12 protein-coding genes, 1 tRNA gene and 2 rRNA genes are annotated in these 13682 nt (G+C 63.3%); 5 read left to right on the top strand and 10 right to left on the bottom strand.

What is annotated here, in order from left to right; genetic code table 11:
- The 4 genes from OB916_RS16635 to OB916_RS16620 all read right to left on the bottom strand — a co-directional run.
- Positions 1–1193 (bottom strand): 23S ribosomal RNA (locus OB916_RS16635); the annotation flags it as partial.
- 307 nt (positions 1194–1500) lie between these two features.
- Positions 1501–1572: transfer RNA gene (locus OB916_RS16630), tRNA-Ala, on the bottom strand.
- Between the two features lie 95 nt (positions 1573–1667).
- Positions 1668–3139: ribosomal RNA gene (locus tag OB916_RS16625) — 16S ribosomal RNA — on the bottom strand.
- Between the two features lie 765 nt (positions 3140–3904).
- Positions 3905–4216: a non-histone chromosomal MC1 family protein gene (locus OB916_RS16620; RefSeq protein WP_315910420.1), complete on the bottom strand. Its 312-nt coding sequence runs from the start codon at positions 4214–4216 to the stop codon at positions 3905–3907.
- A gap of 241 nt (positions 4217–4457) precedes the next feature.
- On the opposite strand from OB916_RS16620, the gene OB916_RS16615 reads away from it, so the two are divergent.
- The 3 genes from OB916_RS16615 to OB916_RS16605 all read left to right on the top strand — a co-directional run bounded on the left by OB916_RS16615 (position 4458) and on the right by OB916_RS16605 (position 6629).
- Positions 4458–4655 (top strand): hypothetical protein, encoded by a 198-nt coding sequence (locus OB916_RS16615; RefSeq protein WP_315910419.1) that lies wholly within the window; start codon positions 4458–4460, stop codon positions 4653–4655.
- A 2-nt stretch (positions 4656–4657) separates the two neighbouring features.
- A complete protein-coding gene (locus OB916_RS16610; protein WP_315910418.1) occupies positions 4658–5710 on the top strand; it encodes a quinone-dependent dihydroorotate dehydrogenase in 1053 nt (350 codons plus the stop codon).
- A gap of 67 nt (positions 5711–5777) precedes the next feature.
- Positions 5778–6629 carry an alpha/beta fold hydrolase gene (locus OB916_RS16605; RefSeq protein ID WP_315910417.1) on the top strand — a complete coding sequence of 284 codons (852 nt, stop codon included), beginning with the start codon at positions 5778–5780 and terminating at the stop codon, positions 6627–6629.
- On the opposite strand, the gene endA is transcribed toward OB916_RS16605, so the two are convergent.
- A complete protein-coding gene (endA, locus tag OB916_RS16600) occupies positions 6548–7546 on the bottom strand; it encodes a tRNA-intron lyase (protein WP_315910416.1) in 999 nt (332 codons plus the stop codon). The two genes, OB916_RS16605 and endA, sit on opposite strands and share 82 nt — an antisense overlap.
- An 85-nt stretch (positions 7547–7631) precedes the next feature.
- Positions 7632–8378: a topoisomerase DNA-binding C4 zinc finger domain-containing protein gene (locus OB916_RS16595; RefSeq protein ID WP_315910415.1), complete on the bottom strand. Its 747-nt coding sequence runs from the start codon at positions 8376–8378 to the stop codon at positions 7632–7634.
- Positions 8379–8484: 106 nt separating this feature from the next.
- On the opposite strand from OB916_RS16595, the gene OB916_RS16590 reads away from it, so the two are divergent.
- Positions 8485–9129: an HAD family hydrolase gene (locus tag OB916_RS16590; RefSeq protein WP_315910414.1), complete on the top strand. Its 645-nt coding sequence runs from the start codon at positions 8485–8487 to the stop codon at positions 9127–9129.
- A gap of 40 nt (positions 9130–9169) precedes the next feature.
- Here the strand turns inward: OB916_RS16590 and OB916_RS16585 are convergent, their stop codons facing one another.
- From OB916_RS16585 to OB916_RS16570, 4 genes are all read right to left on the bottom strand, one after another.
- The gene (locus OB916_RS16585) at positions 9170–9415 is read right to left on the bottom strand and encodes a hypothetical protein (RefSeq protein ID WP_315910413.1); all 246 of its coding nucleotides are present in this window, start codon (positions 9413–9415) and stop codon (positions 9170–9172) included.
- Positions 9416–9696: 281 nt separating this feature from the next.
- On the bottom strand, positions 9697–12069 hold the full coding sequence (locus tag OB916_RS16580; protein WP_315910412.1) for a DEAD/DEAH box helicase: 2373 nt from the start codon (positions 12067–12069) through the stop codon (positions 9697–9699).
- Between the two features lie 120 nt (positions 12070–12189).
- Positions 12190–12432 (bottom strand): cation-transporting P-type ATPase, encoded by a 243-nt coding sequence (locus OB916_RS16575; RefSeq protein WP_315910411.1) that lies wholly within the window; start codon positions 12430–12432, stop codon positions 12190–12192.
- A 12-nt stretch (positions 12433–12444) separates the two neighbouring features.
- On the bottom strand, positions 12445–12861 hold the full coding sequence (locus OB916_RS16570) for a universal stress protein (RefSeq protein WP_315910410.1): 417 nt from the start codon (positions 12859–12861) through the stop codon (positions 12445–12447).
- A gap of 171 nt (positions 12862–13032) precedes the next feature.
- Between OB916_RS16570 and OB916_RS16565 the strand changes: the two genes are divergently transcribed.
- Complete coding sequence (locus tag OB916_RS16565) at positions 13033–13566, top strand: universal stress protein (protein WP_315910409.1); 534 nt, start codon at positions 13033–13035, stop codon at positions 13564–13566.
- Positions 13567–13682: the final 116 nt, after the last annotated feature.

Raw genomic sequence — 13682 nt, 5'->3', positions numbered from 1 at the left:
TCTTGGAGGGTAGCTGCTTCTAAGCTCACCTCCCGGCTGTCTAGGGCTTGAGACCACCTTCAGAGGATTACACTTAATCCACACTTGGGGACCTTAACCAAACGCTGGGTTGTTCCCCTTATGGTACACAGGCTTACCCCGCGCACCGGACTCCCCGCGTCGACGGCGTCCGTAAGTTCGGAGTTTGACAGCCGAGCCGACCTCTCTCGAGGGCGGACACGGCAATCGGTCGCTCTACCTCACGGACTACCTCAGCGGAGGTCATGCTTCGACATGTTTCGGTTGGAACCAGCTGTTGCCGGACTCGATGGGCCTTTCACCCCTACTCCAAGGTCACGCGAGGGTATTGTAGGACACCAACGCTAACAGGCTTCCACGCACCTTTCGGTACGCTTCACCTTGCCCAGGAGTAGATCGTCCGGATTCGGGTCGTGTCCGTCTGGCTCCCCGCCCTTGAAGACGGCGGCCCTGGGGCAAAGCCCTGCGGCCATGTTGGTTTCCCTGTGCCTCCCCCGATGCTCGGGTTAGACTTGCCAAACAGACACACTCCCTGGCTCGTTTTTCAAAACGCACGACGGAACACCGGCTTCCCGTGAATCCTACTGTGCCTTCGCAGGCAGGTCGTTCTTCACGGGACCTTGTATGCCCCGTCGCTCCATCGCCAACTGATTTCAAGCCCTATTGCACCTCCCTTCTGAGGGTGCTTTTCAGCGTTCGCTCACGCTACTTGTTCACTATCGGTCTCGGAGAGTATTTAGTCTTGACAGACGATGCCTGCCAAATTCACGAGGGATTTCCAACCCCCGCTACTCAGGAACTGACGCACGACGTACTTGACTTCGATACGGGGTTGTCACCCTGTATCACGCTCCGTTCCAGGAGACTTCTCGAAGACGTTCGGCCGATGAGAGTCAGCCCAAAACACCACATATCCCGAAGGATTCGGTTTGGACTGTATCGCGTTCACTCGCGGTTACTGACGATATCGCATTCGCTTTCTCTTCCTGCCGGTACTAAGATGTTTCAGTTCCCGGCGTTCCCCATTGCGCGAAGCAATTGCGGTGAGGAGTTCCTATTAGGAGATCCTGAGTTCTTCGCCTCCGTGCGGCTCCCTCAGGCTTATCGCAGCTTGGCACGTCCTTCATCGGCTTCCGAGCCGAGCTATCCACCAGCTGGCATAGTAGCCAACTTGTGTGCAACTCGAATGAGTTGCGATGTGCGCAACTGCAAAGCAGTTGCGACGGTGTGTAGTCGTATAGACGACTACAACGTGTGCAACTGCTGAGCAGTTGCAACGTCACTGTAACTCGATGAAACGAGTCCAGTGGACGCCTGGATCGCACGTACACACGGTGTCATTTACACGCCCGAGGTGGTAAGACGGTGCGTGCATCAACCCTTCCCACCCACGCTTGCCGCGGGGTGGTGCATCGGTCGTCCGTACCCGGTTCGAACGCCGTCGCCCACTTAAGGGGAACGGTTCGAGCCGGACACGAGATATGGACCCACTGGGATTTGAACCCAGGGCCTCCGCCTTGCAAAGGCGGCGCTCTGCCGCTGAGCTATGGGCCCGGCGAAATGTTAGCCCTGGTAGTTCGTAGGTGCCCGAACGGGCTGTCGCGAACGGACTCGAGGTGGGCTGGGGCGACGCCCCAGTCCCGACCGTTAGGAGGTGATCCAGCCGCAGATTCCCCTACGGCTACCTTGTTACGACTTAAGCCCCCTTGCGGAGCCCAGATTTGACCATCGCATGATGGCCTCATCCGGACCCCACTCGGGTGCTTTGACGGGCGGTGTGTGCAAGGAGCAGGGACGTATTCACCGCGCGCTTCTGACACGCGATTACTACCGAATCCAGCTTCATGAGGGCGAGTTTCAGCCCTCAATCCGAACTACGACCGGGTTTAGGGGATTAGCGCTTCCTCTCGGAATGGCATCCCACTGTCCCGGCCATTGTAGCCCGCGTGTCGCCCGGCACATTCGGGGCATACTGACCTACCGTTGCCCGTTCCTTCCTCCGCTTTGGCAGCGGCAGTCCCCCTAGTGTACCCAGCCATCGCAAGATGCTGCTGGCAACTAAGGGTGCGGGTCTCGCTCGTTGCCTGACTTAACAGGACGCCTCACGGTACGAGCTGACGGCGGCCATGCACCTCCTCTCAGTGGCTCCAGTAAGCGCATCAAACTGACCTTCACTGCACACTGTCGGTGCCGGTGAGATGTCCGGCGTTGAGTCCAATTAAACCGCAGGCTCCTCCGGTTGTAGTGCTCCCCCGCCAATTCCTTTAAGTTTCATCCTTGCGGACGTACTTCCCAGGCGGTCCGCTTCACGGCTTCCCTACGGCACAGCGCAGGCTCGTAGCCTGCGCCACACCTAGCGGACATCGTTTACGGCTGGGACTACCCGGGTATCTAATCCGGTTCGAGACCCCAGCTTTCGTCCCTCACTGTCGGATCCGTCTTCCCGAGGCGCTTTCGCCACCGGTGGTCCGTCCAGGATTACGGGATTTCACTCCTACCCCGGACGTACCCCTCGGGTCTTCCGGTCCCAAGCCAGACAGTTTCCGCTGGACGCCGACGCGTTAGGCACGTCGATTTCCCAACGGACTTGTCTGGCCAGCTACGGACGCTTTAGGCCCAATAAGATCGGCCATCACTCGTGCTGCCGGTATTACCGCGGCGGCTGGCACCGGTCTTGCCCAGCACTTGTTCCTGTACCTCCCTACGGTACAGAAAAGCGAGGACTATATGCCCTCGCACTCGGAGTCCCCTTATCGCACTGTCGTGCAGTGTAAAGGTTTCGCGCCTGCTGCGCCCCGTAGGGCCCGGTATCTTGTCTCAGATACCGTCTCCGGGCTCTTGCTCTCACAACCCGTACCGATTATCGGCACGGTGGGCCGTTACCCCACCGTCTACCTAATCGGCCGCAGCCACATCCTATGGCGCCGGAGCGTTTCCAACTCTCCGCACTCCAGCAGGAGAGCTGTATCCGGAATTAGCCTCAGTTTCCCGAGGTTATTCCGGTCCATAGGGTAGTTTGGCCACGTGTTACTGAGCTATCTGCCACGGGTCTAAACCCGTGCGACTAGCATGGCTAAATCGGACTCCGATAGCAATGGCCTCCGGCAGGATCAACCGGAATGTTCCTGGCCACAAAGGCCAGGGGGTTAGGCGGGAAACACACCCGGATGGGTGTGTTGCTATCGCATTGAGTCACGTTCGACGACACCCCGATCGGGTGTCACCGAACTACCAGGGCTAACATCAGATCCCATCTATACGGCGGACCGCAGGGGTGGAATCCTCATTTCCTCCGGACCTGAACGTTGCCCGGGAAAGGACTTAAGCCCTTCGAACCGGGTGTGATCGAGGTCCGATGTGGCCAGGCGTTGACGGCCCCGGCCAGGCCACGTTCGCATCACATCCGAACACCCTGTTACACTTAAGGGCGTCGGATCGGTCCAGCCCGGGAGGACCCGGGCCGGAACGCGGATGCTCCATCCGAAAGCCCGGGGCGTCCCGGGCAATCGGGTGATCGGTGACCAGGCGGGGCGACCGTCCGCCCTGCGCCACTTCGCATTCGATTCGAAGAGGGGTATTCACTTAAGGGCGTCGAACCGGAGCCGCCTCGTCATGCGATTACACGGGCCAACTGCATGAAGAATCCCCCTGTTATCGAATGGCAGTATCGTAGTGGCCATCGTGCTCCATCGGGACCGAATAAATCGGTACAGCAATCGTGCCAGTGCTGGTCGACGACCTGCAACGAAAGGATCGCACCAGCAAACGGTTGCAACCGCCAGTATCCCAGGAGAAACGGGACACGGGAGAGATGCCAGTCAGCACTTCGCGTGATCGTTGACTCTCACGCCCGCGTGGGCACACGAAGGAAAGTTGGTCTCAGGGATCAGATCTCGTCGAGATGCTCGACGCCCTGCTTGGAGACGTTCCCCTTCGTGATCTCGCCCGGCATCCAGTCAGGTTTGTCTTCGGGAGCCTTCTCTTCCCAGGCCCAGCCTTCATAGATGTGGACTTTCTTTGTGCCTTTCTCACGGAGTCGCAGTTCCGTGGGGTCGACTTCGTCCTCGCTGGGTGCGGGATCGAGTCGCCGGGCAGCCTTCAGTGCAGCCTGGCGAGGTGTGCTCCCAGAGAAGACGCTTGATTCTGTCCCGTCCGATTCCCGGAGTGCGAAGTTTCGCTTGTCTTGGTCGGGTGCCATGGTTTGACCTCTCCGTGTGGAATCAGCACATGGCTCATTATAAATATACCCCCAAAATCCGGTCCCGTCGGCCAGTTCATTTATAAGTCTGGTCGGAAAGAGTGGTGAAAACTGCCGGAAACGGGGCCAAGACGGGGGCGGCGTGCGTCTCGCGCGCGCTTACCGGGAGAGAAGAGTCGGAGAGACCCGGCACGGTAGACTTAAGTATGTCCTGCGGCGATGGACGAGACAAGATAGCGCGATGGTGCGAAAGAAGAAGCTCAGCCCGAGTGGTGCCAAAGACGAGGACGGGGAGTATCACAACGTCCACATCAACCTCCACGAGGACGAGCTCGCCGTCGCAGGCATGGAGATCGGCGACGAGGTGTTCGTCAGGGTACGAGACAACAAGATCATCATCCAGAAGGCCGATCAGGAGGACGTCGAACACGAGTTCTGACGATGAGTCTCTACGAACGCCTCCGACCGCTGTTGTTCCGACTGCCGCCCGAGACGGCTCATTCGATTGCCCACACGGGCATGGCGGTGGTCGAGCGGACGCCGCTGCCGGCAGTGTTGCAACGAGGGTTCGCCGTGGATGACGACCGGTTGCACGTCGAGGCGTTCGGACAGGAGTTCCCGAATCCGGTCGGCGTAGCGGCCGGCTTCGACAAGAACGCACAGGTTCCGAGGACGCTCTGCGGGCTCGGGTTCGGCCACGTCGAAGTCGGCGGCGTGACCCCCGAGCCCCAGCCAGGGAACCCCCGCCCCCGAGTGTTTCGCCTGGTCGAAGACGAGGGATTGGTCAATCGCATGGGGTTGAACAACGAGGGTGCGGACGTCATCGGCGAACGCCTCCGATCGACTGACGCAGGGTTCCCCGTCGGCGTGAACCTCGCGAAAAACGAGACGACAGCCGCCGAAGACGCGCCGACGGATTACCGCAACGCCTACGAGCAGGTTGCCGAGGGCGGGGACTTCTTCGTCGTGAACGTCTCCTGTCCCAACTCGGAGGGGTTCCGAGACCTCCAGAACCGCAAGACGCTGGAGGGGATCCTCGGGGAGCTCCGGGACGCAGGGGCGAGCCCACTGCTGGTGAAACTCTCGCCGGACCTGCCCGAGCCCGCACTCGAAGAGACGATGGAGCTGGTCGAGGAGTACGACCTGGAAGGTGTGATCGCAACGAACACCTCGACAGCGCGACCGGACACGCTCGAAAGTCCGAGTCGCGTCGAGGAGGGTGGACTCTCGGGGAAGCCGATCGAGGAGACCGCAACGGAGACGGTCCGGTTCGTCGCCCGACGGACGGACGTGCCGGTGATCGGGGTCGGTGGCGTGTTCACTGCCGCGGACGCCTACCGGAAGATCCGTGCGGGTGCGAGCATGGTCCAGTTGTACACGGCATTCATTTTCCGTGGCCCGACCGTCGCTCGCGAGATCAACCGCGGGCTGGCGACGCTACTGGAGCGCGACGGGTTCGACAGCGTCAGCGAGGCCGTCGGCGCGGACCTGTGACGTTGCGCGACGGGTACGGTGACGACGACCGGTACTGTTAGGGTCGTATCAGTCCCACACACGGGTGATGGGACGCGTTCGTACGTGGCTGGCTCGCAACCGGGAGCGACTGGCCGTCTGGATACTCGTGGTCGTCTTGCTGGCCGTCGCAGGGTTCCTGTTGTATTTCGGAACGCCCTTTCACGGCAGCGACGTGAGCGTCCAGGCCGTCCAGGAAGACGACCGAATCGAGCTCGAACGAATGAACGGCGATTACCTCCTCCGACCCGCAAACGCCGACTCGACGACAGGACTGGTGTTCTATCCCGGCGCACGCGTTCACCCGGACGCCTACCTGTCGTCGCTGTCGCCGCTGGTCACGGAGGCGAACGTAACGGTCGTCGTGGTGAAGATGCCGCTGAACCTGGCCGTTTTCGAGCAGGGCGCGGCCTCGCGCGTGATCGAGACTCACGACGTCCAGCAGTGGTACGTCGGCGGCCACTCGCTGGGTGGGGCGATGGCCTGCCGATACGCGGAGAAGAATCCCGGACGCGTCTCCGGAGTCGTACTGTTCGGGTCGTACTGTGACCGGTCGATCGCCGAAACCGACCTCCGGGTACTGAGCGTCACGGGGGCGGACGACACGGTGCTCGACCGGCAGACCTACGACCGAAACAGGGCGAACCTGCCGGCCGACGCCACCGTCAGGGAGTTGCCGGGCGTGAACCACACGCAGTTCGGCAGCTACACCGGCCAGCGGGGCGACCGACCGTCGGGAACGTCCTACGAGGTCGCCCACCGGCGGCTGGCGAACGTGACCGTGCCGTGGTTCCGGGAGGCGAGCGAAAGCGGTGCCGATCAGGGCGTGAGCCGGGAAACCGACAGCCACTCGACCGTCTCGCCGACGAGCGCGAACACCATGCGCTTGCGGACGCCGTGAGCCAGTCGGACGTCGAGCGCGAGGTCCCGCGGCGCGAAAGCGTGGTCGGCCGGGAGTACGCGGACGAGTAGTTCGGAGTGGCCGAGTTCGTCGACGTGCTCGACGTCGGCATACGTTCGAAAGTCGGCACCGAACTTGTAGCCGGTCTTGGGCACCACGCTCCGGTCGCGAAGCGCACGATAGACCGCCAGCCTGCGGTCGAAACGCTCGCCCTCGACCGTCCGACCGCGTTCGACGACCTCGCTCTCTTCGAGGGCCAGCACGCCACGGCGGGCCAGCGCCGCGGCTTCGAGCAGCGACAGTTGCAACGGCGCGCCGTCGTCGTCGAGCGGCTGCCCGTAGAATCCGTGCTCGTACAGTTCCATTGGTGGATCCCAGACGAGCACGCGGTCCTCGAGCAGTTCAGCCGGAACGCCGCGCGGGAGTTCCGGCTCAGTCGTGCCCTGAACGTCGGGGCGATCGGTTTCGAGATACGTGATCGAGGATTCCTCGTCGACGACGGCGAGGACCGTCTCCCCGAGCGTGCGGGCCGGGACGTCGGTTCGCTCACCGATCGCCCGGACACGGTAGGCGACCGCGTCATCCCACGGTCCCTTCCCCCGCGGATAGACGAGAAAGTCCACGCCCGCCTCGTCGGTCGGCGAGAGATAGAATCCCCGGTCACGCAGGTCCTTGTAGACGAGCACGTCGATCTCCGAGACGGCGTCCGAGGACAGCAACGCCCGGAAGTCCAGTTGCTCGCCCGAGTCGGCGTCCCGGATCGTCTCGACGTCGCCGCGATAGAGGATGTGCGCGGCTTCGACGGGCGCCAGTTCCAGATCGCCGTCGACCGAGCGTCCGTACCCGCGCGCGTCGTGAAACCGTTCGCGTGCCTGTCGGCCGCCACGAACGGTCGATCCGTCGAGCGTGAGTTCCATATCTAGTCCTGCCCGCTCGCGCGCAAAGAGCCTACGGTCCGCTATCCGACGACGGGATACGCACGGCCCGCTGGTCGGGGTGAGCCTACGGTCCGCTCGGCGGTTCGAGTTCGGCAGCCGAACAGGTCGCGTCCAGACAGCGTCGCCCGCCGTCAGTGTCGAACAGCGGGAGTCCGCAAGCACACTCGCCGGCGATCGTCCCCGAAGGGAGCGCAAAGCCGGTATCACAGTCGGGGTAGTTCTCACAGCCGGCCAGTAGGCCGCCGCGCCGAAGGATACGCAGGTCGCCCCCGCAGTTCGGACACGCCCACTCGCGGTCGAACGCTCGCTTGACCGCCGCGTCCATCGATTCACACTCGCGGTCGAGACAGACCTCGAAAGCGTGTCCGCGTTCGACGCGCATGAGCGGGAGGCCACACTCACAGCGCTCCTCGAGGACGGTCGCGTCGCCGGGCAGTCCGAACCGGACCGCACAGCCGGTACAGGAGACGCCGTCGGACGTGCGAACGAGCGTTCCCGAACACTCCGGACAGTCCCCGACCGGACGCCCGGCAGCGCTGGCGGGGTGGCGGCCGCGTTCGAACTCCTCGTGAACCTCGACCCTGAGGTGCTGGTTGCCGTCACGGGCCTCGATCCGGTCGCCCTCGACGGTGACGGATTCCGCCCGGGTGAGCCACGCGACGGGCTGGTACCCGTCGGCGTCGTGAACCAGCACGGTGTTATCCGGCTTGACCAGGACGATCATGCGGCCGCGCTGCTCGTGTGCGCGAACCCGGTTGCCGTCGAACGTACTCGTACACTCCCCGGCCCTGACAGCGATTGCGTCATGCATACCGCCGAGTGGCGTCGACTTCGGGTTTAAACTCTCGGGAGAATCGCCGCTGCCTCGCTGGCCGTCACATCGCCACCGCTTTGCCGGCCGTCGCCCAAGCACCGATATGCCCGCAGTGCTGTTCGACATGGACGGCGTCGTCGTCAATTCGGAGCGGTTCTGGCCCGATCTCGAAACCGAGCGGCTCTTTCCGGAAGTCGTCCCGGACGGGGACGTCGACCCCGAGGAAGTCATGGGAATGAACTACCGGGAAATCTACGACTACCTGGCGGAACACTACGAGGTCGCGGTCGGCCGCGAGCGGCACGTCGAACTTTTCGAGGAGCTCGCCCGGGAGATATACGGCGAGCGTGCGAGCCTCATGGACGGCTTCGAAGAACTCCTCGCGGAGTTGCAGGCGAGCGGGATCGACGTCGGGCTGGTGACCTCGTCGCCGCATGCGTGGATCGACGTCGTGCTCGATCGCTTCGGTCTGGAGGGACGCTTCGACGCGGTCGTCAGCGCCGAGACCGTGCCACGCGGCAAGCCCGAACCGGACGTCTACCGGCGAGCCCTGGAGGAACTCGAAGCGGACCCCGACGCGACCGTCGCCGTCGAGGACTCGACGACGGGTGCCAGGGCAGCGAAGGCCGCCGGGATCCGATGTGTCGGATACACCGGCGTCCACGACGGGATCGACCCCGAGGTCGTCGACGCCGTCGTCTCCGACCCGGAACAGTTGCGGACAGTGCTATTCGAACAGTTCGAGTAATAGAGCGGAGGAATCCGATTGCGAGACGCTACCAGAATCGTTACCGGCCGTACTCGCGGCCAAGCAACAACGAGACGACGTGCGCGACGAGGAGGGCGACAAACGCGTACGTCGTCGCGCCGTCCAGACCAGTAAACAGGAGCGGAAGGTACACGAACGGCAAGACGACCGCTGTCCAGAAGCCGACGAACCGGACAGTCGGAACGATCGTTGCTCGGACAGTCGCCAGGCCGAACCCGAGCGACTTTCGGAGACTTTCACCACCAGTCGGAGACGCGTTTGACATCGCGGGGACACCCAGCAGGCCATACGCGCCACCACCACATATAGGGGTCCGATCGTTAGCGCCATTTTACGCCGTTAAAATCATCCTTCTCAGGGGTTCTGAAGGGTATGTCATACGTTGACATTGTTTAAAAGTGCCTCAAATCCCCGGAGACCTTTTATCGAGAGATCTAAGGACGTTTCTCGGATCCAGTGGAAATTCGTGCCACGCAACACCTGGCCACGGTGGTCGGAGCCGGCGGGGCGCCAGCCCAGGACGAGCAGCGGCCGGGCCCGTCAGGTCTACAGAACCTCGACGGACCGGGCTTCGACGACCGGTTCGAGCGGGAGTTCGGGATAGGCGATCTCGACCCGGAACGTGAGTTGGTCGGCATTGCCACCGAAGACGCCGACCGGGAGCGTCGTCTCGCCGAGATAGCAGTCGGTCGCAGTCATCTCGACGCCGTTGACTGTGATCCGGACGCCGGCACGGGCACCGCCGGCCACGTTCCGGACCGTCACTTCCTGCATGCTGTTCTCGCCGCGGGCGATCGTCTCGGGGAACGATCCCCATTCGACGACGACCCTGGGGAGGTCCCCGGCGTGTTCCTGGATCCGTTCGGCGACGCCGTCGCTCAGGCCGGCGGCGACCAGTTCGTCGCGGTCGGCGTCCAGTACGTCCGCCGGCGTCGCGAGATCCGCAGCCGCGAGCGTCTTCGCCCGGCCGGATCCGACACCGTCGATGGCCGTCAGCCCGACCGCGTCCGCGCTGAGGCCGTGCTCGACGCGCGCCTCGACGCGGCGGGCCAGGTTCGCCGCGCGAGCGTCCGCGAATCGGTCGAGAAACGCCCGCAACGCCGCAAGCAGGCGCAGCGCGTTCTGCCTGATCACCCAGGCGTCGCTTTTCAGTTCCGAGGGGACGGTCCCGTTCATCCCCGACCGGAGGATCGCATACACCTTTCGGGGGCCAGGATCGAGCGACTCGCCGCGGCCGCCCAGGACCGCGTCGACGGCGTCTTCCTCGTCCTGTCGGGCCGAGACGCTATCGAAGGCGCCCGCCTGCGCGATGGCTCTGAGGACGTCGTCATCGGTCAGGCCGTCAGCCTCTTCGGCCAGATCTGCGAACGATCGGGCGGTGTCGAGCCGGAGATAGAACTTCGAGGCGAGGCGACCCAGTGCCGTCGCGTTGACGGACAGATCCTCATCCATTTCGATGAAGCCGCGATCGACCAGTCCGCGGAGCGTGCGCGAGGCGTGTTCCCGGAGGTTGGCAGCGTTCGCGTACTGCTCGGGGGCGCTCTCGGCCCGGACGTGATAGAATGTCGTCTCCAGCCAGGAGAGCACGTCATCCAGATCGTCGATCGTCCCCATCGCGATCTCGGCGTTGAGGTGGGCGGGCAGATCCTCCGCCAGCCGGGACTCGATGTCCTTGCCGTCACGGAGCAAACGCCGGTACTTGTCGGCCTCGCTCCGGTCGGCGATCACCCAGGCGTACCCGGTGTCGTCGTAGCCCGGCCGACCGGCTCGCCCGAGCATCTGGAGGACGTCCAGCGGGCTCATGTCGACCTCGCCTTCGAGAGGATCGTGGTATTTGGTGTCACGAATCACGACACACCGGGCGGGCAGATTTACGCCCCAGGCGAGCGTCGAGGTCGAGAACAGTAGCTGGATCTTGCCCTCTCGGAACCACTGTTCGACGCGGTTTTTGTCGTCGCGAGAGAGCCCAGCGTGGTGGAAGGCGACGCCGTCGAGCACCGACTGGCGAAGCGTGTCGTTGCTCAGCTCGGCGGCGTCGTTGTGAAAGTCGTAATCGCCGCGGGCACCCATCGAGACGTCGCGTTCGACCAGCTCGTCGCGGGCTTTCTTGGCGGCCTGGACGGTGTCCTGCCGGGAAGAGACGAAGACCAGCGCCTGTCCCTCGTCGTCGAGGTGCGGCTCGACGAGGTCCATCGCGCGGTAGAGCCGACGATACTTGTCGGCGAAAGCGTTGTCACCGTGCGTGTAGGTCTTGACGTCGGCGTTGAGCGGGACCGGGCGGTACTGGTCGCCGAACTGGAAGGTCGTCTCCAGCGGGGCGTCGAGCCAGGCGGCCACGTCCTCGACGTTCGGCATCGTCGCCGACAGCGCGACGATCCGGGGGTCACAGAGTCGCCGGAACCGCGAGATCGTCACCTCCAGGACCGACCCGCGACGCTCGGAATCGAGCAGGTGCACCTCGTCGATGACGCAGGTGTCGATGTCAGTCACGAACGAATACCGCGGCGTGTCGTGTTTGCGGGTCGCCGAGTCAGCCTTCTCGGGAGTCATCACGAGTACGTCGGCACGCTCGGCGCGGCGCGGGTTGAGTTCGCGCTCGCCAGTGACGACGTACACCGAATAGCCCAGATCCTCGAAGCGCTCCCACTCTCGCTCCTTCTCGTTGGTGAGCGCACGAAGCGGGGCGATAAACAGCGCCGTCCCGCCCGTCCGAAGCGTCTCGCAGATCGCGACTTCGGCGACCGCCGTCTTGCCGCTGGCGGTCGGCGCGCTCACGACGAGGTTGTCATCACGGTCGAGCAGTGCCGGCAGCGTCTCGGTCTGCATCCGGTTGAACCGCTCGAAGGGAAAGGCATCGGCGAACTCCGGAAGCACCTCGGAGACGGGGAGTTCCGTCTCGCTGTCTACGTGGGAGGCCACACCGAAACCGAGGTGTCTGCGGGCATAGTGCTTACGGAGAACTCCGGAGATGCTACCGCCGCGCTCGAAGCGGGGCAGTTGACGACAGCGGTGCGCTGTCTGGAAGTGACCCGCTTGCTGTCACACCCGCGAAGACGACGTACGCCAGCGTTTGTGCGCTTCGGCGACGAGCAGGACGGAGATGAGCGGGCTCGTGAACTGGTGGAGAAAGATCCGCACCGGGCTGATCGCGTCGCCCTCCCCGATCGTGTTCGGTCCGTGCTGGTCGAGACGACGCGCCGTCCGGTCAGTGGACAGGCCGTCTTCGCTCGACGCCAATGCATCAAGCGTCTCGTCTACGGTAGCTGCATGCCAGCCCGTCATATCCATGCCACGCTACGGGTCCTGAAAACGAACTGTCAGCACAGGGACTGGCGATCGTCGAACGACTCGTTCGGCGACGCTTCCGATCACAATGCGGTCGAGACCCGTCCGTCCGTGAGTCCCCATGACAATCATATCGACGCCGTGTCCGGAAGCGTAGTCCAGGATCGCTTCGTGTGGGGTCCCCTCCACGACCTCGGTCACGACAGTCAGCCCGGCTTGCGTTCCGGCCACCTCGATATCTCGCACTGCCTTGCGACCCTCGTCCCGGAGCGTTTCGAGGAGCGATCCGGAACGCGCCAGCCGCGTGTCGACGACGTACAGGACATGCAACGTCGCGTCCCACTGCGATGCGATCTCGATGACGTGCCTGAGCGCACCGTTCGCGCTCTGACTCCCATCCGTCGGCATCAGCACATCGCTGTACATACTCTCTTGTCGAGCGGAAAAGACATAAATCCCGGTCGGGAGAACCGCACTCGCGGCTTCTCTTCGACGGGCACAGGCGACGTCCCGGCTTTTTTCAGGGCCGTATAAACCGATTGGGCTACGACGGCGAACGGTTATGGGTCTAGTACCGGTCTGTATTCGGAGATAAGAATGGAACAGCATCCAGACACTTCGGAGGAGGGATCCACGCGAGGGAGTCGCACCGACCCGGCGTCACGAGGCGCGCGCGGCGGGGACTCCCGGAACAACCGTACGTCTTCGAAAAACGGCGCGACGATCGACACGGTTTTGGTCCCGGTGGATGTCAGCGAGCACGCCCAGCGCGCCGCAGCACACGCGATAGCACTCGCTCAGCGCGAGGGCGCAACGCTACACGCGCTGTACGTCGTGGACACTCGAGAGATGGGGGAGCCGGCGTTGAGCAGCATGGAGATCGTCATCGAGGAGCGCAAAGAGCGGGGTTGGAAAGTCCTCGCAGCGGTCGCCGAGACGGCCGAAAGGCACGGCGTTCCGGTCGAAACGATCTGCTGTCACGGCGATCCCGCCGACGAGATCCGGGCTGTCGCCGACGAGATCGATTCGGATCTCATCATCGTCGGCAAGCGGGGTGAGACCCACGAGCACCGTGGGGGGACAGTCACCCGGGAACTGCTACGCGAGGACGACCGCGTCGTTGTAGTGTAATTTCGTGGTTACTCGTAACCTCAGCTTTGCACGTTAGCGTCAGCTGTTGAATGAACGAACAGGTGATCGATTTCTTCCATCAGGTCATCGACGCCACGATCATTATTGTCCCGAAC

This window comes from Halapricum hydrolyticum, from assembly GCF_025517535.1.
In the GTDB taxonomy this organism is placed as follows: Archaea; Halobacteriota; Halobacteria; order Halobacteriales; family Haloarculaceae; genus Halapricum; species Halapricum hydrolyticum.
Note: the sequence above shows the minus strand (reverse complement) of the source record. Positions and strands in the feature narration are given on the sequence as shown.